The following is a 25,327-nucleotide window of genomic DNA, read 5'->3' on the forward strand; positions in this document are numbered from 1 at the left end:
GGTGCGCGAGTGTGCATCTCTTTCTGATCACCGAATCCCGATCCGTCGTCTGAACGGCGGTCGATGCTCACCCTGCATCCGGGACGGTGGAAACTCTCCGCGTTCTGCGGTTCGAAAGGAAACACCGACCTTGACCGACAACAACTCCGCCCAGGTGGAGATCCCCAGCGACCTGCGTGCCCTCCGACTCCCGGAGCTCCAGCGCATCGCCTCCTCGCTCGGCATCACCGGGCTCTCCAAGCTCCGCAAGGGCGACCTGATCGCCTCCATCGAGGACAAGCGTCCCGTCGACGAGACGCCGGCCGCCCCGGCCGCCGCCGCCGTCGCCGAGACCCCCGCCGAGCCGGCCGCCACCGAGCAGCCGACCCTGCCGGAGCCCGCCGAGACCCCCGCGCAGCCCGCTGCCGAGGCACCCGTCGCCGACTCCGAGGCACCCGCCGAGTCGGCAGCCCCGAGCCGTGCCCGTCGTTCGCGCCGCGCATCGTCCGGCGGCACCGTGAACGCCGCGCCGACCTCGGCCGCCGAGCACACCAACCACGGCCAGACCGGCACCGAGGACCTCCTCGCCGGGCTCGACCAGGTCCGCGCCGAGAAGGACGCCCAGGAAGCCGCGCAGTCCGGCTCGCAGCGTCGCGGCCGTGGCCAGCGGAACGCCGAGCAGCGTGGCACCGACCAGCGTGGCACCGAGCAGCGCGCCGCCGACCAGGGCCAGCAGGCGTCGGCACCCGCCGAGGCCGAGCAGCCGAGCCAGGCGGGCCAGCAGGGCCAGCAGGCTCCGACGTCCGCCGTGCAGGCCGACCAGGACCAGAACGAGTCCGGCGACCAGAACGACCAGGGCGACCAGAACTCCGAGCAGGGCGAGGGCGGCTCGCGTCGCGGTCGTCGCAGCCGTGGTCGCGGTCGTGGCCGTGGCCAGAACGCCGAGAACGGCGAGCCGCAGAACGGCGCCGAGCAGCAGAACGGCGGCCAGAACGCCGGCCAGCAGAAGCAGAACGGTGCCGACCAGCAGAACGGCGGCCAGCAGAACGGCGGCCAGCAGAAGCAGAACGGCGGCGAGCAGCAGAACGGTCAGCAGAACGGCGGCCAGAAGCAGAACGACCAGCCGAAGCAGGCCGAGGCCAAGCAGGACGACAAGGCCGACCAGAAGCAGCAGCAGAATGCCGGTCAGCAGAAGCAGCAGACGAGCGGCCAGCAGAAGCAGCAGCAGCAACAGCACGCCGACGAGGCCGAGAGCGGCCGCAGCCGTCGCCAGCGCGACCGCAAGCGCGGCCGTGGCGGCCAGAACGACGACTTCGAGCCCGAGGTCACCGAGGACGACGTCCTGATCCCGATCGCGGGCATCCTCGACGTCCTCGACAACTACGCCTTCGTCCGCACCACCGGGTACCTGCCGGGCCCGAGCGACGTCTACGTCTCCCTCGGCCAGGTGAAGAAGTACCACCTGCGCAAGGGCGACGCCGTCGTCGGTTCGATCAAGCAGCCGCGTGACGGCGAGCAGCAGAGCCGCCAGAAGTACAACGCGCTCGTGGCCGTCGAGTCGATCAACGGCCAGTCCGCCGACGAGGCCGCGGCCCGCGTCGACTTCAACGACCTCACCCCGCTGTACCCGAACGAGCGCCTGCGCCTCGAGACGGAGCCGGGCAAGCTGTCGACCCGCATCATCGACCTCGTGTCGCCGATCGGCAAGGGCCAGCGCGGTCTCATCGTGTCCCCGCCGAAGGCCGGCAAGACCGTCGTGCTGCAGGCCATCGCGAACGCCGTCGCCAAGAACAACCCCGAGGCGCACCTGATGGTCGTCCTCGTCGACGAGCGGCCCGAAGAGGTCACCGACATGCAGCGCACGGTGAAGGGCGAGGTCATCGCCTCGACCTTCGACCGTCCCGCCGAGGACCACACCACCGTCGCGGAGCTCGCCATCGAGCGTGCGAAGCGCCTGGTGGAGCTGGGCCACGACGTCGTGCTGCTGCTCGACTCGATCACCCGCCTGGGCCGTGCGTACAACCTGTCGACCCCGCCGTCGGGCCGTGTGCTCTCCGGTGGCGTCGACTCGGCGGCGCTCTACCCGCCGAAGCGCTTCTTCGGTGCCGCGCGCAACATCGAGGACGGTGGCTCGCTGACCATCCTCGCGACCGCGCTCGTCGAGACCGGCTCCAAGATGGACGAGGTCATCTTCGAGGAGTTCAAGGGCACCGGCAACATGGAGCTCCGCCTGAACCGTCACCTCGCCGACAAGCGGATCTTCCCCGCCGTCGACGTGAACGCCTCGGGCACCCGTCGCGAGGAGCAGCTGCTCTCCGCCGACGAGGTCAAGATCACCTGGCGTCTGCGCCGGGCCCTCGCCGGGCTCGACCCGCAGCAGGCCCTCGAGATCGTGCTGCGGAACCTCAAGGAGACGCAGTCGAACGTCGAGTTCCTGGTGCAGGTGCAGAAGTCGGTCCCCTCGACCGGCGCCCACCACAACGGCCACCAGGAGTAACGCGTGTTCGAGTCGGTAGCGGGGCTGCTGGCGGAACACGAGGACCTGACACAGCAGCTGTCGGACCCCGCGCTCCACGCCGATGCGGCCCGGGCGAAGAAGGTGAACCGGCGGTACGCCGAGCTCAACCAGATCAAGTCCGCGTACGAGGCCTGGCAGGCGGCGGGGGACGACCTCGCCGCCGCCCAGGAACTCGCGCGTGAAGACGCGGCGTTCGCGGACGAGGTCCCCGGGCTCGAGGAGCAGCTGTCGGAGCGCCAGGAGCGTCTCCGCCGGCTGCTCATCCCACGCGACCCCGACGACGGCCGTGACGTCATCATGGAGATCAAGGGCGGCGAGGGCGGCGAGGAATCGGCGCTGTTCGCGGCCGACCTCCTTCGCATGTACTCGCACTACGCCGAGACCAAGGGCTGGAAGGTCGAGCTCCTCGAGCGCACCGAGTCCGACCTGGGTGGCTACAAGGACGTCCAGGTCGCGATCAAGTCGAACACGACCGATCCGTCCCAGGGCGTCTGGGCGCACCTGAAGTACGAGGGCGGTGTGCACCGCGTCCAGCGTGTGCCGCAGACCGAGTCGCAGGGGCGCATCCACACCTCGACCACCGGCGTGCTGGTGTTCCCCGAGGTGGACGAGCCCGAAGAGGTCCAGATCAACCAGAACGACCTCAAGATCGACGTCTACCGGTCCTCCGGCCCGGGCGGGCAGTCCGTCAACACGACGGACTCCGCGGTCCGCATCACCCACCTGCCCACGGGCATCACGGTGGCGATGCAGAACGAGAAGTCGCAGCTGCAGAACCGCGAGGCCGGCATGCGCGTGCTCCGCGCGCGCATCCTCGCGCGCCAGCAGGAGGAGCTCGACGCGATCGCCTCGGACGCGCGCAAGTCGCAGATCCGCGGGATGGACCGGTCGGAGCGCATCCGCACGTACAACTTCCCGGAGAACCGGATCGCGGACCACCGCACCGGCTACAAGGCGTACGACCTCGACCGCGTGATGAACGGTGCCCTCGAGCCCGTCATCCAGTCCGCCATCCAGGCGGACGAAGAGGCACGTCTGGCCGCCATCGGCGACCAGGACGCGTAAGCGCACACCCAGCCTGGAGGCCCGGATCACCGCCGACACGCCCCTCACGTACGCCGCGGATCGCCTGCTCGAGCAGGCGACCGCGGCGCTCGTCGCCGTCGGCGTGCCGACGCCCCGGGTCGACGCGGAGCTGCTGCTCGCGTGGGCGACCGACACCTCGCGCGGAGCTGTCCAAGCCCGTGCGCTGATCGGCGGCGGCATCGCCCCGGAGCACGTCGAGCGCTTCCGGCACGCCGTCGCCCGTCGGGCCACCCGTGAGCCGCTGCAGCACATCACCGGGCAGGCGTACTTCCGTGCGCTCACCCTGGCCGTCGGTCCGGGCGTGTTCGTGCCCCGTCCGGAGACCGAGGGCGTCGTGCAGTTCGGCATCGATGCGCTGCGGGCGACCGCGGTCCCCGAGCCGATCGCCGTGGACCTGGGCTCCGGCAGCGGTGCGATCGCGATCGCGATGGACACCGAGGTGCCGAACGCCGTGGTCTACGCCGTCGAGCGGTCGGCCGAGGCCCTGCCCTGGACCCGGCGGAACGTCGACGCCCACGGTGGCACGGTCCGACTCGTCGAGGGTGACCTCGCCGACGCACTGCCGGAACTCGACGGCACCGTGTCCGTCGTCGTGTCGAACCCGCCGTACGTGCCGGACGACGCGATCCCGATCGACCCCGAGGTCCGTGACCACGACCCGGCGATGGCCCTCTACGGCGGGCCGGACGGCCTCGACGCCGTCCGGGCTCTCGCCGAGACGGCCTGGCGGTTGCTCGTGCCCGGGGGAGTCCTGGTCGTCGAGCACGCCGAGCCGCAGGGCGCCGGAGTCCGGGAGGTCCTGGCGCGCCGGGGGTTCCGCACCCCGGAGACGCACGTCGACCTGACGGGGCGCGACCGCACGACCACCGCGACGCGCTAGCCGGGGGCGAGCCGCGCCTCCCGTCGCTCGGCCGCGCGTGCGTGTGCCGGGTGGATCCGGGCGTACCTGGTGGGATCGGGCGTACCGGGTCGTTCGGGATGACCAGGTATGCCCGTTCCTGCTTTCCAGCGCGACCGCGATGGGAAGGAACGGGCGTTGCGGGCGCGGGGCGGGCCTCCCGTCGCTCGGCCGTGCTGCGTGTGCCGGGAGAATACGGGCGTACCGGGTGGGATCGGGCGTACCGGGTCGTTCGGGATGACCAGGTGTGCCCGTTCTTGCTCTCCAGCGCGACCGCGATGGGAAGGAATGGGCGTGGCGGGCTACGCGACGGGGGAGGCCTCGCGCTGCTGCGCCGCGACGAAAGCGCGGACGTGCTCCCGCAGGTCGGTGTCGTGCTCGACCAGGACCGCGTGGATGCCGACGCTGCGCGCACCCGCGATGTTCTCGGGCATGTCGTCGGCGAAGAAGGTGCGCTCCGCGGGGACCCCGTGGTGGGCGATCGCGCGCTGGAAGACCTCCGGCTCGGGCTTCCGTGCGCCGAAGTTGCTCGACGTGTCCAGGTGCTCGCCGAAGACCTCGGGCAGGGACGGCGCCCACTCGTGGATCCAGCGGCCGGCGAGCGGACCGTTGTTGGTGAGCAGCCCGACACGCCCGTGCTCGCTCGCGATCCGGACCGCCTCGATGCGTTCCGGCAGCTCGGTCATGGCGGATCCGCGGATCCGGGCCCAGTCGGCCTCGGGGACGTCGCACTCCATCGCGCGCTCGAACGCGGCGAGGTACTCGTCGCCGTCGGCGAACCCACCGGCCTCGGCACGCATCTCGTGACCGCAGTCCCACCAGCGGCGACGGAGCTCCTGGAACTCATGTCCGGTGAACTCAGAGAGTGCGGCCATGCGCACCTGCCAGTCGTACCGGACCAGGACGTCGTCCATGTCGAAGAGGAACAGGAGCGGGGGTGCGGGCGTCTCGTTCACGATGTCCACCATTGTGTCGCACTATCATCGTCGAGTCATGGCATCCCGATACGACTGCACCGACTCCGACGGGCTCCTGACCGGGATGCGGCTCGCACGTGCCGCCCTCGGACGCGGAGAGCTCGTCGTGGTCCCCACCGACACCGTCTACGGCCTGGCCGCGGACGCCTTCAGCGCGACGGCCGTGCAGCGGCTGCTCGACGCGAAGGGCCGCACGCGGCAGTCGCCGCCGCCCGTGCTCATCCCCGGTCCGCCCACGCTCGACGCCCTCGCCAGCGAGGTCCCGCAGCCGGTTCGCGACCTGGTTGCCGAGTTCTGGCCGGGCGGGCTGACCGTCATCCTGCACGCACAGCCGTCGCTCGACTGGGACCTCGGCGAGACGCGCGGCACGGTCGCGCTCCGGATGCCGGACTCGCGGATCGCCCTCGAGCTCCTGCAGGAGGTCGGGCCCCTCGCGGTCTCGTCCGCGAACTCCACGGGTGACCCGGCCGCGATGGACGTCGACGCCGCCGAGCGGATGCTCGGTGACAGCGTCGCGATCTACCTGGACGGCGGACCCGTCGAGGTTCACGACGGCTTCGAGGCCAGCACCGGCTCGACGATCGTCGACGCCACCGGGCTGTCGGACGGAGGGAAGCTCCGCATCGTCCGGCACGGGGTGATCCCCGACGAGGAGATCATCCGGGTCGTCGGAGCCGACCTCGTCACATGAAGTACTACCTGCTCGCCGGGGCCATCGCCGCGGTCGTGAGCTTCGTGATGAGCCTGATCGTCTGGAAGCTCGGGCTGAAGTACAAGTGGTACCCGCAGGTCCGCGAGCGGGACGTGCACCGCACCCCGACGCCGCGGCTCGGTGGCATCGCGATGTACATCGGCGTCATCGTCTCGCTGCTCGCGGCCTGGTTCCTGTTCCCGTCGATCGCGGGGACCGACTACTTCCGGCTCGTGTTCTCCGAACCCGGCCGCGTCCTCGCGGTGCTCGGGGGAGCGACCATCATCGTGGTCCTCGGTGTCGCGGACGACATCTGGGACCTCGACTGGATGACGAAGCTCGCCGGGCAGATCATCGCGGCGGGCATCCTCGCCTGGCAGGGCGTCGCGATCGTCTCGCTGCCCATCGGCAACACGCTGGGCGTCGGCTCGTCGTACATGAGCCTGATCTTCACCGTGCTGGCGGTGGTGCTCGTGATGAACGCGGTGAACTTCATCGACGGGCTCGACGGCCTGGTGGCCGGCGTCGCGATCATCGCCGGCGGGGTCTTCTTCCTCTACACGTTCTTCATCAACCGCGTGGTCGTCCAGACCGAGTTCTTCTTCAACCTGCCCTCGCTGCTCACCGCCGTCCTCGTCGGGGCCTGCTTCGGCTTCCTCATCCTGAACTGGCACCCCGCCAAGCTCTTCATGGGGGACGCCGGCGCGCTGCTCGTCGGGTTCCTGATGGCCACGAGCGCGGTCTCGGTCACGGGCAACATCGACCCGGCGGCGGTGCAGACACGCCAGGCGCTGCTGCCGGCGTTCATCCCGATCCTGTTGCCGTTCGCGATCCTGATCGTCCCGATCCTGGATTTCGGTCTCGCGGTCACCCGACGGCTCAGCGCGGGCAAGTCGCCGTTCTCGGCCGACCGGAAGCACCTGCACCACCGCCTGCTCGACATGGGGCACTCGCACTTCCACGCGGTGCTGATCTTCTACGCGTGGACCGCCACCGTCGCCTTCGGGTGCCTGCTGTTCCTCTTCGTGGACTGGTACTGGGTCGTCGTCTTCGTGTCCGTCGGCTTCACCGTCTGCGCCGTCGCGACCTTCGCGCCGCTCGGCCGGAAACGCACCGAGATCGCCGCCCAGACCGCCAACCGTTCCGCCGCCGTGGTGGACGCCAGCCTCGACCCGCTCGACCGGGCCGCCAACGACCGCACGATCCCTGGAGACATCACGTGACCGCACCGAACGCGCTCGACCACGTCCGGCCGGTGTTCCGCCGCATCATCACCTGGGGAGCGGTCCTCGCCGTCGCCCTCGCGGTGGTCGGCGGGCTCATCGGGTTCCTCGTCGCGGACGGCCCGGGGTTGGTCGGGGGACTGCTCGGCGCCGTGCTGAGCGTCGTGTTCCTCGGGCTCACCGCGGTCAGTGTCCTCGTCGCGCTGCGCGTCTCGAAGGGCCAGATGATCTCCGGTGCCTTCTTCGGCATCGTGATGGGCACCTGGCTGCTCAAGTTCATCGTCTTCATCGTGCTGCTGGTCCTGCTCAAGGACCGCGACTGGGTCGACTTCCCGGTGCTGGCGATCGTGATCATCGCGGGGGTCGTCGGCTCCCTGGTGATCGACGTCGTCGCCGTCGCGAAGGCCCGCACCCCGATCGGCGTCCGGCTGCCGGGCGACGGCCTCGACGACTCCGCGGACGCTGGGAACCCGACCCCCCGCGTCTGAGAAGCCGGGAAGCCTCTCGCACCTGATAGGCTTCTTCAAGTCCGCTACCGGAGCCTTTCGCTCGGGGCGGACGAGCCTCCACAACGTCCACCATCGCGTGCCATGATGTGCGCGCGCCGACACAGGAGACAGCGCTGCTATCCCACGCTCTTCCCCTGTCCCTCTCCGCTGCGGTTGACACCGTCGCGGCGGGGAGCAGCAAGGCCGCCGAGTTCCATGGTCCGTCGATCAACGAGTTCTTCCCGGATGCGATCTTCTTCGCCGGGACGCCGTTCGAGATCGATCGGCTCGTCCTCATCCGTTTCTTCGCCGTCGCCGTGCTCCTGGTGTTCGCGTTCGTGGGCACCCGTGCACTGAAGCTCGTGCCGAACCGCGGTCAGGCGTTCATCGAGTACGCGTTCGACGTCGTCCGTCGCAACACCTTCGACAACCTCGGAGAGAAGGACGGCAAGCGCTTCCTGCCGCTCCTGGCGACGATCTTCTTCGGCGTGCTCTTCATGAACCTGACCGGTCTGGTCCCGTTCATGAACCTCGCCGGCACCAGCCGCATCGCGATGCCGATGATCCTGGCGATCGTCGCGTACCTCGCCTTCATCTACGCCGGTCTCCGCAAGCACCCGGGCACGTTCCTCAAGAACTCGCTCTTCCCGCCCGGGGTGCCGTGGCCGCTGTACATCATCGTGACGCCGATCGAGCTCGTCTCCACCTTCGTGCTCCGTCCCGTCACCCTGACGCTGCGACTCCTGATGAACATGGTCGTGGGGCACCTGCTCCTCGTGCTGTTCTTCTCGGCCACGCAGTTCTTCTTCTTCGACGCTTCGCTCGGCTTCAAGGCCTTCGGCGTCGGGACCATCGCGTTCGGCATCGCGTTCAGCTTCTTCGAGGTCCTCGTCGCGCTGCTGCAGGCCTACGTCTTCATGCTCCTCACCGCCGTCTACATCCAGCTGGCGCTGGCTGACGAGCACTGATTCCTCACTGACCCCCTACGGGACCGGCGACCGTCGGACCCGCACCTCGAAAGGAAAACACGTGGACGCAACGACCGTTCTCGCGGAGATCAACGGCAACATCGCGACGGTTGGCTACGGCCTCGCAGCGATCGGCCCGGCCATCGGTGTCGGCATCGTCGTCGGTAAGACGATCGAGTCCGTCGCTCGCCAGCCCGAGCTCCAGGGCCGCCTGACGACCCTCATGTACATCGGTATCGCCTTCACCGAGGCCCTGGCCTTCATCGGTATCGCCACGTACTTCATCTTCACCGGCACCAACTAAGGCTCCTCGATGCACAACGCACTCATCATCGCGGCGGAGGAGACGCACAACCCGCTGATCCCGCCGTTGTACGACGTCGTCTGGTCGGCGCTTGCCTTCGTCATCATCTTCGTGGTGATGTGGCTTGTCGTCACACCGCGCATCACGAAGATGCTCGATGAGCGCACCGAGGCCATCGAGGGCGGCATCAAGAAGGCCGAGGCCGCTCAGGAGCAGGCCGCCGCTGCGCTCGACGAGTACAACAAGCAGCTCGCCGATGCACGCGCCGAGGCTTCGCGCATCCGTGAGCAGGCCCGCGCCGACGCCACGGCGATCGGCAACGAGGTCCGCGAGCAGGCGGCCGCCGATGCAGCACGCATCACGGCCAATGCCCAGGCGCAGATCGAGGCCGAGCGCCAGAGCGCCGTCCAGGCACTCCGGTCCGAAGTGGGCACCCTCGCGCTGGACCTCGCGTCCGGTGTGATCGGTGAATCCCTCAAGGACGACGCCAAGTCGACCGCAGTGGTCGACCGCTTCCTCGCCGACCTCGAGGCCTCGCAGGCCACGAAGACGGGGGAGCACTGAGCATGCGCAGCGCTACCAGAGAAGCACTCGCGTCCACCAGGGCGGTGCTGTCGGACCTCGGTCCGAGCGCCGGCCTGGCCGCGGGTGCCGAGATCCTCGCCTCCGGGCGTGCGATCGCCGGTGCGCCGCAGCTGCTCGGGCTGCTGTCCGACCCCACGGCCGACGCGGCCGGCAAGAAGGTCCTCATCGACCGTGTCTTCGCCGGACAGTCGGACGCGACGCGTGCGGTCCTGACCGCGGTGGCCGGCTCGCGCTGGTCCTCGCAGCAGGACCTGCTCGCGGGCATCGAGGACGCGGGCATCCGCGCCGTCGCCGCCACCGCGGGTCCGGACTCGTCGATCGAGTCGGAGCTGTTCGCCTTCGAGACCGCCGTCCGCTCGGACGCCGGCCTCGAGCTGGCGCTCGGCACCAAGCTCGGCAGCCCCGAGCAGAAGGGCGCGCTCGTCGAGCGGCTCCTCGGTGCCAAGGCCTCGGAGCAGACGATCACGATCGTGTCGGCCCTGGTGCAGCAGCCCCGCGGCCGCCGCATCGGTGAGATCGTCCGTGATGCCTCGCGCATCGTGGCCGAGCAGGCCGGCAAGCTCGTCGCGACCGTCGTCACGGCGACGCCACTGACCCCCGCCCAGTCGGCCCGCGTCACGCGCGGTCTGTCCGAGCGGTACGGCAAGGACATCAGCATCAACCAGGTCGTCGACCCCACGGTCGTCGGCGGGGTCCGGGTGCAGATCGGCGGCGACGTCATCGACGGCACCGTGTCCACGCGACTCTCGGAGCTCCGGCTCCAGCTCGCCGGCTAGGCGTACGGTCGAAGCCGCTCCTCCCCAAGTCCACAACGGGAACTGCCGAGTCCGGCAGCGTCACCCTCTCGGAGCCGAAGGGCCCCGGAAAACCACAAGGAAAATCCCATGGCAGACATCACCATCAGCCCCGATGAGATCCGTGATGCCCTGAAGGACTTCGTCTCGAACTACGAGCCGACGAAGGCCTCCACGGCCGAGGTCGGGCACGTCACCGACGCCGGTGACGGCATCGCCCACGTCGAGGGTCTCCCCGGCGTCATGGCGAACGAGCTCATCCGCTTCGCGGACGGCACGCTCGGCCTGGCGCAGAACCTCGATGAAGACGAGATCGGTGCCATCGTGCTCGGCGAGTTCGGCGGCATCGAGGAGGGCATGGAGGTCACCCGCACGGGTGAGGTCCTCTCCGCCCCCGTCGGCGACGCCTTCCTCGGTCGCGTCGTCGACCCGCTCGGCGCCCCGATCGACGGTCTCGGCGAGATCGCCGCAGAGGGCCGTCGTGCCCTTGAGCTCCAGGCTCCCGGCGTCATGGCCCGCAAGTCGGTCCACCAGCCGCTGCAGACCGGTATCAAGGCCATCGACGCGATGATCCCCGTCGGCCGTGGTCAGCGTCAGCTGATCATCGGCGACCGCCAGACCGGCAAGACGGCCATCGCGATCGACACGATCATCAACCAGAAGGCCAACTGGGAGTCCGGCGACGAGGAGAAGCAGGTTCGCTGCATCTACGTCGCCATCGGTCAGAAGGGCTCCACGATCGCCTCCGTCAAGGGTGCGCTCGAGGACGCCGGTGCGATGGAGTACACCACCATCGTCGCCGCTCCGGCCTCCGACCCGGCCGGCTTCAAGTACCTCGCCCCGTACACCGGTTCGGCCATCGGCCAGCACTGGATGTACCAGGGCAAGCACGTCCTCATCATCTTCGATGACCTGTCGAAGCAGGCCGAGGCCTACCGTGCGGTGTCGCTCCTCCTGCGTCGTCCGCCGGGCCGCGAGGCCTACCCGGGTGACGTCTTCTACCTGCACTCCCGTCTGCTGGAGCGTTGCGCGAAGCTGTCCGACGAGCTCGGCGCCGGTTCGATGACGGGTCTCCCGATCATCGAGACCAAGGCGAACGACGTCTCGGCGTACATCCCGACCAACGTCATCTCCATCACCGACGGCCAGATCTTCCTGCAGTCGGACCTCTTCAACGCGAACCAGCGTCCGGCCGTCGACGTGGGCATCTCGGTGTCCCGCGTCGGTGGTGACGCCCAGGTGAAGTCGATCAAGAAGGTCTCCGGCACGCTGAAGCTCGAGCTGGCGCAGTACCGCTCGCTCGAGGCGTTCGCGATGTTCGCGTCCGACCTCGACCAGGCGTCGCGTCGTCAGCTGGAGCGCGGTGCGCGTCTGACCGAGCTCCTCAAGCAGCCGCAGTACTCGCCGTACCCGGTCGAGGAGCAGGTCGTCTCGATCTGGGCCGGCACGAACGGCAAGCTCGACACCGTCCCGGTGCCGGACGTGCTCCGCTTCGAGTCCGAACTGCTCGACCACCTGCGTCGCAACTCCGACGTCCTCACGACCCTGCGCGAGACGAACCAGCTCAGCGACGAGACCGTCGCCGAGATGGACAAGCAGATCGACGAGTTCACGAAGAGCTTCCAGACGAGCGACGGCAAGACCCTCGGCTCCGAGCAGTTCGACGCGGCTGACGCCGAGGACGTCGACCAGGAGCAGATCGTCAAGGGTCGTCGCTAGATGGCAGCGCAGGTCCGGGTCTACCGCCAGCGGATCAAGTCGGCGAAGACCACGAAGAAGGTCACCCGCGCCATGGAGCTGATCTCGGCGTCGCGGATCCAGAAGGCGCAGGCCCGCATGGCTGCGTCCGGTCCGTACTCGCGGGCCGTCACGCGTGCGGTGTCGGCCGTGGCGACGTTCTCGAACGTCGACCACGTGCTGACCACCGAGCCGGAGTCGTCGACCCGTGCAGCCGTCGTGCTCTTCACCTCGGACCGCGGCCTGAACGGCGCGTTCAGCACGAACGTCCTCAAGCAGGGCGAGGAGCTCGCCTCCCTGCTCCGCAGCGAGGGCAAGGACGTCGTCTACTACCTGGTCGGCCGCAAGTCCGTCGGGTACTTCGCGTTCCGTGAGCGTCCGTCCGAGCAGCAGTGGGTCGGCAACACCGACCAGCCGGAGTTCTCGACGGCCAAGGAGATCGGCGACGCCGTCGTGGCGAAGTTCCTCCAGGACACCGCTGAGGGCGGCGTGGACGAGATCCACATCGTGTTCAACCGGTTCATCAGCCTGGCGACCCAGGAGCCGCAGGTCGTTCGCCTGCTGCCCCTCGAGGTCGTCGAGGGCATCGACGAGCCCGAGGGCAACGAGCCCCTGCCGCTCTACGAGTTCGAGCCGGACGCCGATGCGGTGCTCGACTCGCTGCTCCCGGTCTACATCGAGAGCCGCATCTTCAACGCCATGCTGCAGTCGGCTGCTTCCGAGCACGCCGCGCGTCAGAAGGCGATGAAGGCGGCCAGCGACAACGCCGACTCGCTGATCCGTGACTTCACCCGACTCGCGAACAACGCGCGTCAGGCGGAGATCACCCAGCAGATCTCCGAGATCGTCGGCGGCGCCGACGCCCTCTCGTCGAAGAAGAAGTAGTCCGCGTCGTTCGCGGACAGATACCCACCCTCAGGAAGGCACCAGCCATGACCGACACCGCAACCACCGCGGTCGAGACGTCGTCGGCGCCCGGTGTCGGCCGGATCGCCCGTGTCACGGGCCCCGTCGTCGACATCGAGTTCCCCCACGACGCAATCCCGGAGATGTACAACCTCCTGTTCACGACCATCACCATCGGTGACTCGTCGCAGGAGATCGGCCTCGAGGTCGCGCAGCACCTCGGCGACGACCTCGTCCGTGCCATCTCCCTGAAGCCGACCGACGGCCTGGTCCGTGGCCAGGAGGTCCGTGACTCGGGCGCTCCGATCTCGGTCCCCGTCGGCGACGTCACCAAGGGCAAGGTCTTCGACGTCCTCGGGAACGTGCTCAACACGGACGAGAAGCTCGAGATCACCGAGCGCTGGCCGATCCACCGCAAGGCCCCGGCCTTCGACCAGCTCGAGTCCAAGACCTCGATGTTCGAGACCGGCATCAAGTCCATCGACCTCCTCACCCCGTACGTGCAGGGTGGCAAGATCGGCCTCTTCGGTGGTGCGGGCGTCGGCAAGACCGTCCTCATCCAGGAGATGATCCAGCGCGTCGCGCAGGACCACGGCGGTGTGTCGGTGTTCGCCGGTGTCGGTGAGCGCACCCGTGAGGGCAACGACCTCATCGGTGAGATGGAAGAGGCGGGTGTCTTCGACAAGACGGCCCTCGTGTTCGGCCAGATGGACGAGCCGCCGGGAACGCGTCTCCGCGTGGCCCTGTCGGCGCTGACGATGGCGGAGTACTTCCGCGATGTCCAGAAGCAGGACGTGCTCCTCTTCATCGACAACATCTTCCGCTTCACGCAGGCCGGCTCCGAGGTCTCGACGCTGCTCGGCCGCATGCCGTCCGCCGTGGGTTACCAGCCCAACCTCGCCGACGAGATGGGTGTGCTCCAGGAGCGCATCACCTCGACGCGTGGTCACTCGATCACCTCGCTGCAGGCGATCTACGTGCCGGCTGACGACTACACCGACCCGGCTCCGGCCACCACGTTCGCGCACCTCGACGCGACGACCGAGCTCTCCCGTGAGATCGCATCGCAGGGTCTGTACCCCGCGATCGACCCGCTGGCCTCGACGTCGCGCATCATGGACCCGCGCTACCTGGGTGCCGACCACTACGAGACGGCCACGCGCGTCAAGCAGATCCTCCAGAAGAACAAGGAACTGCAGGAGATCATCGCCATCCTCGGTGTCGACGAGCTCTCCGAAGAGGACAAGATCACGGTCGAGCGCGCTCGTCGTATCCAGCAGTTCCTCTCGCAGAACACCTACATGGCGAAGAAGTTCACGGGTGTCGAGGGCTCCACGGTGCCGCTCAAGGACACCATCGAGTCCTTCCGCGCCATCGCCGACGGCGAGTTCGACCACGTTGCGACCCAGGCGTTCTTCAACGTCGGTGGCATCAACGACGTGGAAGAGAAGTGGGCTCAGATCCAGAAGGAGAACCGCTGACATGGCGGGTCTCAGCGTGAGCGTCGTCTCGGCGGACCGTGAGGTCTGGTCGGGCGACACCACCATGGTCGTCGCACGGACGACAGAGGGCCAGATCGGCATCCTCGCCGGACACGAGCCGATGCTCGCGATCCTGGCGCAGGGTCAGGTCCGCATCACGCGGGCCGACGGGTCGACCGTCGCGGTCGACGCCGAGGACGGCTTCCTGTCGGTCGAGCACGACACGGTGACGATCGTCGCGCGGCAGGCCGCGCTGGCGTCCTGACCGGACTGACCGTCCTGCTCCCGCCTTCGGAGACGAAGCGGGAGGGCGGGGACACGAGCCGCACGCTCGATCTGCGTGCGCTCTCGTTCCCGGAACTGGCCGATGAGCGGGCCGCGGTGATCACCGCGGCCCGCTTCGTCAGTTCCGAGGAGTCCTCGGCCAGGACGGCGCTCAAGCTCGGTCCGAAGTCGATCGCCGAGCGGCTCCGGAACCTCGAGCTCGACACCTCGGGCACCATGCCCGCGATCGAGCGGTACACCGGGGTCCTCTACGACCCGTTGGGCGCGCAGGACGCGGATGCGGCGACCCGTGCGTGGTGGGCGGAACACGTGATCGTGCAGTCCGCGATGTTCGGTCCGATCGGTGCCGGTGACCCGATCCCGGCGTACCGGCTCTCACACGACTCCCGGCTCGGCTCGATCCGGTTGGCCGCGCACTGGCCCGCGGTGTCAACCCGTTCCCTGCTGACCCGTGCGGACGGCCTGGTGCTCGACCTGCGGTCCGAGGGGTACCGGCAGCTCGGTCCCGTGTCCGGAGCAGTGGCACCACGGGTGGTGAGCGTCGACGGCTCCGGTCGTCGTCGTGCGCTGAACCACTGGAACAAGACCGCGAAGGGTCGCCTGGTGGCGCTGCTCGCCCGCACCGGCGCGAGCATCGGCAGCATGGACGACCTGGTCGGTTGGGCGGCCGCGAACGGCGTGGTCGTCGAGCGCAACGAGGGTGGCTGGGACCTGGTCGCCGAGAGCCTGGAGCCCGTCGTCGCCTGAGCGGGTGCCGGGTTGGGTGCCGGGTCGGCTCGTCCTCCACAGGCGTGAGCGGGCTCGCTCCGGTCCACAGATGGTCGGGGCGACCCTGCCTGGAGGCTCCAAGCACGTTTCGATGGCGTGCATGATCCCTCTCACGGCACAGTCCGGCCCCGGCTCCGCAGTCCGTTTCCCTCGCGAGATCGCCGCGGCGGTCACCCTCCCCGCTGCGGCGGCCGCGCTGGTCGCGCCCGGTCGCGCCGACCTGTCGACGGCCGCTGCGACGGCCGTGGTGACCGCGTGCGGCGCACTCGCGCCCCGGATGGCCCTGGTGCCGTTCATCGCGGCGCAGGGCACACCCGATCCCCGGTCGATCCGGGTGTTCGACCCCTTCGCGGATCCGACACCGCCGGCGCTCCACGGTTTCGGCCCGGCTCCCGATCGGGCCCGCGTGCGGCTCGCCGGTGACCGGTGTGCCGATGCGTGGCGCGTGTGGCGGGCGCAGGACGGCCCGTTCGACGGATCGTCGGGCGCTGCCGGCGCCCTGTCGCTCGGCGCCTGGTGTGCGTGGGCGCTCGGGTCGTGGGCCCGGGCGGAGACGCGTGCCCGGTACGCCCTCGAGACCCGCGCGGACGACCCGCTCGCGGGGCTCGTCCTGCGCTCGGTCGTCGCGGGCAGCGGGCCGTCGTGGGAGCGTCGATGACGTGGGGTCGACCGGATCGTCTACGGTGGGGGAGACCACACTGGGAGGGCTCCGGTTGTACGACGACGACATCGAGGACACCGTCATCCGGCGACCCCGACGATCGCTGGGCGACCGGACGGCGGACGCCGTCGACGACACCGTCATCCGGCGCGCAGGTCCCGTCGTCCCGGGAGCCGGTCCCGACTCCGACTCCGACCCCGGTTCCGACGACGGGGTCCTCGGTGACACGGTCATCCGGCCCGCGGCCGGGGCAACCGACCAGCCCCCCGCAGCGGTGGACGACGTCGATCCGGAGGACACCGTCGTCCGGGTGCCGGCGCGACCCGGTGCCGGGCCGAGCCCGTTCCTGGGTGCCGCCCCGGGCCTCCCGGCCGTCCCGGCGGTGCCCGCCGCTCCCACGATACGCGTGCCCTCGATCCGCATCGGCGACCGCACCTTCCGGCTCGACCACCCGGTGGTCATCGGGCGACGGCCGTCACTGCCGCGGGTCACCCGTGGCCCGCAGCCCGAACTCGTGACCGTGCGGTCGACGTACGGGCAGGTGTCGTCGTCCCACGTCCGGATGCACGCCGAGGGCGAAGCCGTCGTCGTGCAGGACCTCCGGTCCACCAACGGGACCGTCGTCCGCCCGGCCGGGGCACCCGCCTACCGCATGGCGTCGGGTGCGTCGATCGTCGCGCTGACGGGTACGGTAGTCGAGATCGGTGACGGCAACGCCATCGAGGTCCTCTCGCCGTACCTCCGGGTCGCACCGACGGCAGAGGGGCTGCCTCCGGTTCCCCCGTGGCCCTCCGATCAGACAGCACACGGCACGCCCCGACCCACCAGAGAGCGATCCTGACACGTGACCGAACTCGGCCGAGCAGCCACTGCGCACGCCATCGACGTCCCCGGTGCCGACGGCGCCACCCTGACACTCTCGTGGGGAGCCGCGACCGACGTCGGTCGGCGGCGTGACCACAACGAGGACAGCTACATCGTGGGCGCGCCGTTCTTCGTCGTCGCCGACGGCATGGGCGGACACCTCGCAGGCGACCGTGCCAGTGACGCGGTCGTGCGTCGGCTCGAGCAGGTGACGGCCGAACCGTTCACCACGCGTCAGGGCATCCAACGTGCGCTGCTCCTCGCGACCGCCGACATCGAGCGTGCAGCCGGTGGCAACGCCATCGGCGCGGGCACCACCGTCACCGGGATCGCGCTCGTGGCGTCGCTCGGGCAGCCCGCGGCGCTCGTGTTCAACGTCGGCGACTCCCGCACCTACCGCATCGAGGACGGCGTGCTCCGCCGCGTCACCGTCGACCACTCGGTGGTGCAGGAGATGGTGGACGCCGGCCTGCTGCGTGCCGAGGACGCCGAGCAGCACCCGGACAGCAACGTCATCACGCGTGCGGTCGGCTTCGGGGAACCGCCGGCGCCGGACTGGTGGACCCTGCCCCTGCGGGCCGGCGACCGCTACATCGTCTGCTCCGACGGGCTCACCAAGGAGCTCGGCGACGCCGGGATCGCGCGCATCGCGGCACGTGAGCCGGGCGCGCAGGACCTGGCAGAGCGCCTCGTCGGCGACGCCGTCGTGGCCGGCGGTCGTGACAACGTCACCGTGGTGGTGCTGCAGGTCGATGCCGCACCGGACGACGGCGACCTCGAGGACACGCTGCCGCGCCACTAGCTGGCCCCCGAACTGGGGGAACACGTCGAGCTGTGGGGGATCGGCGTGCGGAATGTTGGTCACCCACGCTTCGTACAATGACATGGCCACGTCGAGAGAGCTGGCCGCTCGGCCGGGGGAGGAGAGGACCATGGCGAGACGCCTGCCGTCCAACCCGCCCGTGATCGGCGGTTTCAGTCCCGTGCACGTCCTCGGGTCCGGTGGCTTCGCCGACGTCTTCCTCTACGAGCAGGACATGCCCCGACGACAGGTCGCGGTGAAGGTGCTGCTGGACGAGGTCGTCGACGACCGCGTCCGGCAGATGTTCCAGGCCGAGGCCAACCTGATGGCCCGGCTCAGCACGCACCCGTCGATCCTCACCGTCCTCCAGGCCAGCGTCGCCGCCGACGGTCGGCCGTACCTGGTCATGGAGCTCTGCTCCTCGTCCCTCAGTGAGCGCTACCGCCGCGAACCGATCCCCGTGTCCGAGGTGCTGTCGATCGGCATCCGCATCGGGTCGGCGCTCGAGACCGCACACCGCGAGGGCGTGCTGCACCGCGACATCAAGCCGTCGAACATCCTGCTGACGGCCTACGGCAACCCCGTGCTCTCCGACTTCGGCATCGCCGCGACGATCGGGGGTACCGACCCCGACGAGCCGATCGGCATGTCGATCCCGTGGTCCGCGCCCGAGGTCCTGATCGACGAGTCGCGCGGCACGATCCAGTCCGAGGTGTACTCCCTCGCGGCGACCGTGTACTCGCTCCTCGCCGGGCGCAGCCCGTTCGAGATCCGCGGCGGCAAGAACGGTGCGAACGACCTGATGCACCGGATCGACAAGGGCGGCGTGAAGCCCACCGGTCGCACCGACGTGCCGCCCTCGCTGGAGCGCCTGCTCGCCTCGGCGCTGTCCCGCAAGCCGCAGGGCCGCCCCGCGACGGTGATCGAACTCGTCCGGGGGTTCCAGCAGGTCGAGGCCGAACTCGGCATCCCGCAGACGTCCGCCGACGTCGCGGTCGAGGCCTGGGCGATCTCGACGCCGACCCCGCACGGTGAGCGCACCGTGATCCGTGAGCTGCAGCCACCCACCCGGGTCGGCGGGCGTCGTCGGACCCGCCGTGCGGTGCAGGGCGGGGTCGTGGCCGGCGGTTCGCACAGCGTCGGCACCGTGCACCGCACCGGGTCCGTGACGCGTGCCCGGCGCCGGACCCGTTCGACCCTGGTCTGGGCGACGTCCCTGGCCGTCGTCGTGGTCGCCGCACTGGCGATCGCCACGGTCGTCGTCGTCGGTCGGCTCGGCGCCGGGGCGATCCCGGTCGTGGCCGAGGTCCGTGCCGAGCCGTCGCCGCAGTCCGTGTCCTTCAGCTGGTCCGACCCGGGGCTGCGCAGCGGCGACACGTACGTCATCTCGTCCAACGGGTCGTCGAGCCAGCAGACCGGCACGACGTTCGTCGTCTCGGGCGAGCGCGGCGACGAGGAGTGCATCGCCGTCGCCGTGAACCGCGACGGCAAGACGGGTGCCGCGAGCGCGCAGAAGTGCGCGACGATCGGGAGCGCCGGGTGATCCGCGCCCTCCTCGCGAAGCACCGCTCCGCCGCCGTGACGACCGGTGCCTCGGTGCTCGTCGCCGCCGTCGTCGCGACCACCGCCATCGTCTCCACCGGGTACCACACGCAACGCGTCGACCTCGGCGACGGCACGGTCTGGGTGCCCTCGGCCGAGTACGGCGCGGTCGGCCGGGCGAACACCGGCATCCTGCAACTCAACACCGCCGTCGAGACGGCCAGCGACGACCTGTCCGTGCTGCAGCGCGGCTCCACCGTCTACAGCGTGGACGAGACCAAGGGCACGGTCGCCCGGGTCGACGTCGCCGACGCCACCGTGGGTGATGCGATCACGCTGCCGGCGGGGACGCCGCAGGTCTTCTTCGCGGGCGACACCGCGGTCATCGGCAACGCCGACACGGGCGAGCTCTGGGCGACCCCCGCGAACGACCTCGCCGAGTTCGACGCGTCGGCCAAGGCAGACCTGACCCTGGGCGCCGACACCGTCTTCGACGCCTCCGACGGCCACGTCGCGGTCTACTCCGCGAAGACCGGGACGGCGTCGCTGGTCGACGTCGGCACGACACTCACCGTCGCCGAACGGTGGAAGGTCGACATGGACCGGGGCGACGACTTCCAGGTCGCCACGTTCGACGGGCACCTCGCCGTGCTCGACCGCACGAGCGGTGCCCTGTCGGTCGACGGCCGCACCGTCGAACTCGGCGACCGGGTCGGGTCGTCGCCGGCCCTCCAGCGGTCCTCCGACAGCACGGCCCAGGTCACGGTCGCGGGCACGGCGGGCCTGGTCCGTGTCAGCGCCTCCGGCACCGTGGACGCCACCGCGCTCCAGGTGGCCGGACGAGCCGCGCGGCCCTACGTCGACGGCTCCTGCACGTACGCGGCGTGGGCGGGCGGGCAGGCGATCGACACGTGTGACGGCAACGCGCTGCAGCGGCTGGCGAGCACCGGCGGCACGAGCGAACTGCAGATCCTGCACAACGGAGACACCGTCGTCGCCAACGACCCGACGAGCGGCCGTTCCTGGGCGATCGACCGGAGCGGGCAGCTCATCGACAACTGGGCCGACCTGATCAAGCAGGACGACGACCAGCAGCAGGAGCAGGTCTCCGACGACGACCCCGAGGTCGACAAGGACCAGAAGCCACCGGTGGCGGTGGACGACGAACTGGGCGCTCGTCCGGGACGCACCACGAGCCTCCCGGTCCTGCTGAACGACTACGACCCGAACGGTGACCCGATCATCGTGAGCGAGGTCGGCGCCATCTCGAAGTCCGCCGGCCGCGTCGCGATCGTCGGCGACGGTCAACGCCTGCAGGTCACGCTGTCGTCGCGCGCCACCGGGACCGTGACGTTCCCGTACACGATCACCGACGGCAACGGCGGATCGGACACCGCGACCGTCCGGATCAGCGTGCGCCCCGACAGTCAGAACGAGGCGCCGCGGCAGGTCCGTGACACCTCGGCCGACGTCGTCCAGAACGGGCACGTCGTCTCGAACGTCCTCGGCGACTGGGTCGACCCGGACGGCGACCCGGTGTACCTGGAGTCGGCGACCGCGTCGAACGGTGACCGGGTGTCCACCACACCGGACGGCCTGCTCGACTTCCGGAACGACAGCGGCCGGACCGGTGAGCGCTCGGTGCAGCTGGTCGTGAGCGACGGTCGCGCCGACGGTCGGGGTGCCGTGACGGTCCGGGTCGCCAAGCAGGGCACCGTCCCGCTGCGCGCCGATCCGTTCCCGGTGTCCGGGTACGCCGGCAAGGCCTTCACGGTCGAGCCGCTCGACCACGTGCGCGGTGGCAACGGCACCGTGACGCTGACGAGCGTGTCGTCGGCGTCCGGGCTCACCGTCACCCCGAGCTACGACGCCGGGACATTCCGGGTGCAGGGGGAGCGGGCGGGCGACCACCAGCTCGAGTACACGGTGACCGACGGCGTGAAGACCTCGAGCGGCATCGTCCGGGTGACCGTCCTCGCGCCACCGGACGCCTCGACGGCGCCGATCACCACGCCGAAGACGGTGTTCGTGAACACCCTGTCCACCAAGGACACGGACGTCACCGCGACCGACATCGACCCGGCGGGCGGCGTGCTGCTCGTGACGGGGCTCGACGGACCTCCACGGGGCAGCGGTGTGCAGGCGAGCATCCTCGACCAGCACACGGTCCGTGTCACGCTCACGGCGCCCCTCGACGGCCCGGTCTCGTTCGGGTACACGGAGACGAACGGCCTGGCGTCGTCACCCGGCACGATCACGGTCGTCGAGATCCCGAAGCCCGACCGCATCCAGCCACCGGTCGCCCAGCCGGACAGCGCCACCGTGCGTGTCGGCGACGTCGCGAACGTCGACGTGCTCGACAACGACACCCAGCCCGAGGGCGAGCCGTTGACGCTGCAGCCCGAACTGGTGCAGAACGTCCCCGGTGACGGCGGCCTGCTGTTCGTCTCCGGCGACCACCTGCGGTACCTCGCCCCGAAGACGCCGGGCAACTACACCGCCGTCTACCGGGTCGCCGGCCCGGACGGCCAGTACGCCGACGCCGCGGTGTCGATCTCGGTGCGCGAACGCGACGCCGCCACGAACAACCCGCCCGTCCCGCAGACCGTCACCGCGCGTGTCGTCGCCGGGTCATCGGTGCGTGTCAGCGTGCCGTTGAACGGGATCGACCCGGACGGCGACTCCGTCCAGCTGGTCGGCGTGGGCTCCAACCCCGACAAGGGGTCCGTCTCGGACGTCGCCTCGGACGCCCTGACCTACGAGGCGGGCGACTACTCGGCCGGCACCGACGAGTTCACCTACACCGTCGTCGACGCCCTCGGGGCCCGCGCCACCGGCACCGTGCGGGTCGGCATCGCGCCCCGCGCCGAGCAGGCCTCGAACCCCGTGGCCGAGGCCGACCACGTCACGATCCGCCCCGGTGGGTCGGTGACGGTGCGCGTCCTGCAGAACGACTCCGACCCCGAAGGCGGGCAGCTGACCGTCGCGCAGGCCGAGCCGACGGCAGAGGACGTCACCGCCAAGGTCCTCCGGAAGCAGCAGATCCGCGTCACGCCTCCGGAGTCGGCGAAGAGCGGTGACTTCGCGGTGCTCTACACCGTCGCGAACAGCAGCGGGGGGTCGAGCACGGCCTTCCTCACGGTGACCGTCGACCCCGACGCCCAGCCGCTCCGGCCCGAGGTCGACGACACGACCCTCGACCTGCAGGACATCCTGCACCGGCAGAGCGTGACCGTCGACGTGCTCGACAACGTCTTCTTCGCCGAGGGCACCGCGGCCGACCTCCGGGTCGGGGTCGTCCCCGGCTACGGCGACACCGCGACGCCCACGGACGACGGCCGCATCACGGTCCGGTTGACCGACGACTCGCAGGTGATCCCGTTCTCGGTCGCCCGGGCCGACCACCCGGACATCGTCTCCTACGGCTTCATCAACGTGCCGGGCTTCGACGACGCCCTGCCGCAGATCAACCGCAGCGCCGGTGCGGTCACGGTGAAGAGCGAGGCCACCGTCCGCATCCCGCTGCAGGACTTCGTCGTGACGGCGAACGGTGAGACCGCGAAGATCACCGACCGTGGCACGGTCAAGGCCACCCACGCCAACGGGCAGAGTCTGGTGGTGGACTCGTCGACGCTGCAGTTCACGTCGTCGAAGCTCTACTACGGCAAGGCGTCGATCTCGTTCGAGGTGACCGACGGCTCGTCGGCGAACGGCGGCAAGGGGCGCGTCGCCACCCTCGTGCTCCCGATCACGGTCACGCCCCGGTCGAACCAGCCGCCGGCGTTCACGGGATCCTCGGTCGAGATGCAGCCGGGCGAAACGCGCAAGATCGACCTGACGAAGCTGACTGACTACCCGTACCCCAGGGACCTGCCCGAGCTCCGGTACTCGATCGTCGGCCGGCCCGCCGCGGGGACGACCGCGTCGATCGCGAAGCAGCAGCTCACGATCTCGGTCGCCGACACCGCGAAGAAGAACACCACCGCGTCGATCGGGATCGGTGTCGCGGACGACGCCAACACCGGTCGCGCCGGCACCGTCACCGTCGGCGTCGTCGCCTCCACCCGTCCGGTGGTCCAGCCCGGTGCGGACCGGTCGGTGACGAAGCGCGGGGCGACCACCACCATCGACGTGCTCACGAACGACCAGCCGACCAACCCGTTCCCGGGTGAGCGGTTGCGCGTCGTGAACATCCGGGGTCTGTCCGGCGGGCTGCCGAGCGGCGTCACCGTCACACCGAGTGGTGACCGCACGCGCCTGCAGGTCTCGGTCGCCGACACCGCGAAGCCCGGCGACGCCCACCTGCAGTACCAGGTGGCGGACGCGACGAACGACCCCGACCGGTACGTCTGGGGCGACGTCACAATCTCGGTGCAGGACGTCCCGGACGCTCCGGGTGCGCCCACCCGCACCGGTTCCTACGACGGCGGTCAGGTCACGCTCACGTGGTCGACCCCGCAGGGCAACAACTCGCCCATCACGGGCTACCGGGTCGTCGGGACCAACGGCGTCTCGAAGAACTGCGGGACCGCGACGGTGTGCACGCTGACCGGACTCGACCCGAAGGCGTCGTACCGGTTCCAGGTCGTGGCGACCAACGCGATCGGTGACTCGAAGCCTTCGTCCCGTTCGGGTCCGATGAGTGCGGACTTCGTGCCGGCGCCCCCGAAGGGCATCACGGTCACGCCGAGCAAGGCGACACCGAACCAGCTCGACGTCAAGTGGGGCAAGGTGTCCGCGCCGAACAACGGCAGCGCGGTCGACGACTACATCGTCACGATCGAGGGCCCGGGCCTGTCGACCACGCGGCACACCGGTACCGCCACGAACACCTCGTTCACCGGCGCCCAGAGCGCTGCCCAGTACAAGGTCACCGTGTCCGCTCGCAACGACGCCGACCGCAACGGCACCGTCGTGCAGTGGAACTCCGCGTTCGCCACCGGCAGTGCCGTCGGGACGCCGGGCGTCCCGACGCTGAACGCGTCGCGCGACGTGTCGCCCGGGCGGACCAACGTGTCGCTCAGTGCGGCCGAGAACGACTGGGCCGGGGGCGGTCGAACGCTCACGATCGTGCGGTACCCGCCCGGGGTGAACATTCCGAGCGGTTGCTCGACCACCGGCTCGGACAAGCGCTGGGACGGCGGGAGCGCCAACGACACGCTGAACTCGAACGGCAACTTCCAGTACGTCGCGCTTGCCGACAACGGTCTGTTCTGCACGCCGAGCCGTGCGGCGACCGTGCAGGGGTACTCCGCTCCGGGGACCGCGTCGGCCGACATCGGCGTCGAGCGGTTCAGCGAGGACGACGGCACGTACGCGATCCGCATCCGGAACCCGCGCGCCCAGCCGAGCCCCAACGGATCGATCGACCACTACGCCTACTCGGTCAACGGCGGCGGCCTCGTGTCCTTCGGCGGGAACGGCTCCTGGGTCACCGGTGCCGCGTTCGGCTCGACGGTGAGCGTGACCGTGGTGGCCTGCGCGGACAGCACGTCCAACTTCTGCGGGGACGGCTCCACGGTGGGCGGGCTGCGCCCGGTGCAGACCCGTGCCACGCTGCCGGACTCCGTGACGGCCGGGACACAACTGACGGTGACTGAGCCTCCGCAGAACGCCGGGCTCCAGCCGACCGGATACCGGGTCGTCTTCTGCGCCTCGCGGTACTACCAGCTCTGCGGAGAGGGCACGGTCTACGCGCCGGCACCGTCACCGTCGGCGTCGTCGCCTCCACCCGTCCGGTGGTCCAGCCCGGTGCGGACCGGTCGGTGAC

21 protein-coding genes are annotated in these 25,327 nt (G+C 70.0%); 20 read left to right on the forward strand and 1 reads right to left on the reverse strand.

What is annotated here, in order from left to right; all coding sequences use genetic code 11:
* The first annotated feature begins 130 nt into the window (after nucleotides 1-130).
* From rho to prmC, 3 genes are all read left to right on the forward strand, one after another.
* The gene (gene rho / locus DEJ03_RS07095; protein WP_110864048.1) at nucleotides 131-2,476 is read left to right on the forward strand and encodes a transcription termination factor Rho; all 2,346 of its coding nucleotides are present in this window, start codon (nucleotides 131-133) and stop codon (nucleotides 2,474-2,476) included.
* Nucleotides 2,477-2,479: 3 nt separating this feature from the next.
* Entirely contained in the window at nucleotides 2,480-3,562 is a 1,083-nt protein-coding gene (gene prfA, locus DEJ03_RS07100) for a peptide chain release factor 1 (RefSeq protein WP_017885756.1), read from the forward strand.
* Nucleotides 3,563-3,665: 103 nt separating this feature from the next.
* Nucleotides 3,666-4,463 carry a peptide chain release factor N(5)-glutamine methyltransferase gene (gene prmC / locus DEJ03_RS07105; protein WP_375334823.1) on the forward strand — a complete coding sequence of 266 codons (798 nt, stop codon included), beginning with the start codon at nucleotides 3,666-3,668 and terminating at the stop codon, nucleotides 4,461-4,463.
* A gap of 320 nt (nucleotides 4,464-4,783) precedes the next feature.
* Here the strand turns inward: prmC and DEJ03_RS07110 are convergent, their stop codons facing one another.
* Nucleotides 4,784-5,437, reverse strand: a complete 654-nt coding sequence (locus DEJ03_RS07110; protein ID WP_139196861.1) for an HAD family phosphatase — start codon at nucleotides 5,435-5,437, stop codon at nucleotides 4,784-4,786.
* A 37-nt stretch (nucleotides 5,438-5,474) separates the two neighbouring features.
* Here DEJ03_RS07110 and DEJ03_RS07115 point away from each other — a divergent pair, with 37 nt between their 5' ends.
* The 17 genes from DEJ03_RS07115 to DEJ03_RS07195 all read left to right on the forward strand — a co-directional run bounded on the left by DEJ03_RS07115 (nucleotide 5,475) and on the right by DEJ03_RS07195 (nucleotide 25,326).
* A complete protein-coding gene (locus DEJ03_RS07115; RefSeq protein WP_027465784.1) occupies nucleotides 5,475-6,149 on the forward strand; it encodes an L-threonylcarbamoyladenylate synthase in 675 nt (224 codons plus the stop codon).
* Entirely contained in the window at nucleotides 6,146-7,372 is a 1,227-nt protein-coding gene (locus DEJ03_RS07120) for an MraY family glycosyltransferase (RefSeq protein ID WP_027465783.1), read from the forward strand. Before DEJ03_RS07115 ends, DEJ03_RS07120 begins: the two co-directional genes overlap by 4 nt.
* Complete coding sequence (locus DEJ03_RS07125; RefSeq protein WP_217499674.1) at nucleotides 7,369-7,860, forward strand: hypothetical protein; 492 nt, start codon at nucleotides 7,369-7,371, stop codon at nucleotides 7,858-7,860. The genes DEJ03_RS07120 and DEJ03_RS07125 overlap by 4 nt, the downstream gene beginning before the upstream one ends.
* Before the next feature lie 107 nt (nucleotides 7,861-7,967).
* Nucleotides 7,968-8,828, forward strand: coding sequence for a F0F1 ATP synthase subunit A (atpB, locus tag DEJ03_RS07130; protein ID WP_241660362.1), 861 nt, complete (start codon nucleotides 7,968-7,970; stop codon nucleotides 8,826-8,828).
* Nucleotides 8,829-8,889: 61 nt separating this feature from the next.
* The gene (gene atpE, locus DEJ03_RS07135; protein ID WP_017885749.1) at nucleotides 8,890-9,132 is read left to right on the forward strand and encodes an ATP synthase F0 subunit C; all 243 of its coding nucleotides are present in this window, start codon (nucleotides 8,890-8,892) and stop codon (nucleotides 9,130-9,132) included.
* 9 nt (nucleotides 9,133-9,141) lie between these two features.
* The gene (locus DEJ03_RS07140) at nucleotides 9,142-9,696 is read left to right on the forward strand and encodes a F0F1 ATP synthase subunit B (RefSeq protein WP_110864049.1); all 555 of its coding nucleotides are present in this window, start codon (nucleotides 9,142-9,144) and stop codon (nucleotides 9,694-9,696) included.
* Between the two features lie 2 nt (nucleotides 9,697-9,698).
* On the forward strand, nucleotides 9,699-10,493 hold the full coding sequence (locus tag DEJ03_RS07145) for a F0F1 ATP synthase subunit delta (RefSeq protein WP_027465779.1): 795 nt from the start codon (nucleotides 9,699-9,701) through the stop codon (nucleotides 10,491-10,493).
* Nucleotides 10,494-10,601: 108 nt separating this feature from the next.
* Nucleotides 10,602-12,230, forward strand: coding sequence for a F0F1 ATP synthase subunit alpha (gene atpA / locus DEJ03_RS07150; protein ID WP_027465778.1), 1,629 nt, complete (start codon nucleotides 10,602-10,604; stop codon nucleotides 12,228-12,230).
* A complete protein-coding gene (locus tag DEJ03_RS07155) occupies nucleotides 12,231-13,133 on the forward strand; it encodes a F0F1 ATP synthase subunit gamma (RefSeq protein ID WP_110864050.1) in 903 nt (300 codons plus the stop codon).
* A 47-nt stretch (nucleotides 13,134-13,180) separates the two neighbouring features.
* On the forward strand, nucleotides 13,181-14,635 hold the full coding sequence (atpD, locus tag DEJ03_RS07160) for a F0F1 ATP synthase subunit beta (RefSeq protein ID WP_017885744.1): 1,455 nt from the start codon (nucleotides 13,181-13,183) through the stop codon (nucleotides 14,633-14,635).
* Nucleotide 14,636: 1 nt separating this feature from the next.
* Complete coding sequence (locus tag DEJ03_RS07165) at nucleotides 14,637-14,900, forward strand: F0F1 ATP synthase subunit epsilon (RefSeq protein WP_027465776.1); 264 nt, start codon at nucleotides 14,637-14,639, stop codon at nucleotides 14,898-14,900.
* Nucleotides 14,901-14,914: 14 nt separating this feature from the next.
* Nucleotides 14,915-15,667, forward strand: a complete 753-nt coding sequence (locus DEJ03_RS07170) for a YaaA family protein (RefSeq protein WP_258370650.1) — start codon at nucleotides 14,915-14,917, stop codon at nucleotides 15,665-15,667.
* Between the two features lie 121 nt (nucleotides 15,668-15,788).
* Nucleotides 15,789-16,346, forward strand: a complete 558-nt coding sequence (locus DEJ03_RS07175) for a hypothetical protein (protein WP_027465775.1) — start codon at nucleotides 15,789-15,791, stop codon at nucleotides 16,344-16,346.
* 55 nt (nucleotides 16,347-16,401) lie between these two features.
* Entirely contained in the window at nucleotides 16,402-17,190 is a 789-nt protein-coding gene (locus tag DEJ03_RS07180; protein ID WP_110864052.1) for an FHA domain-containing protein, read from the forward strand.
* Between the two features lie 3 nt (nucleotides 17,191-17,193).
* A complete protein-coding gene (locus DEJ03_RS07185; RefSeq protein ID WP_017885739.1) occupies nucleotides 17,194-18,015 on the forward strand; it encodes a PP2C family serine/threonine-protein phosphatase in 822 nt (273 codons plus the stop codon).
* A 130-nt stretch (nucleotides 18,016-18,145) separates the two neighbouring features.
* The gene (locus DEJ03_RS07190) at nucleotides 18,146-19,558 is read left to right on the forward strand and encodes a serine/threonine-protein kinase (RefSeq protein WP_110864053.1); all 1,413 of its coding nucleotides are present in this window, start codon (nucleotides 18,146-18,148) and stop codon (nucleotides 19,556-19,558) included.
* Nucleotides 19,555-25,326, forward strand: a complete 5,772-nt coding sequence (locus tag DEJ03_RS07195; RefSeq protein WP_146237668.1) for an Ig-like domain-containing protein — start codon at nucleotides 19,555-19,557, stop codon at nucleotides 25,324-25,326. Before DEJ03_RS07190 ends, DEJ03_RS07195 begins: the two co-directional genes overlap by 4 nt.
* Nucleotide 25,327 lies beyond the last annotated feature (1 nt).

Source organism: Curtobacterium sp. MCLR17_043 (genome assembly GCF_003224215.1).
Taxonomy (GTDB): domain Bacteria; phylum Actinomycetota; class Actinomycetes; order Actinomycetales; family Microbacteriaceae; genus Curtobacterium; species Curtobacterium flaccumfaciens.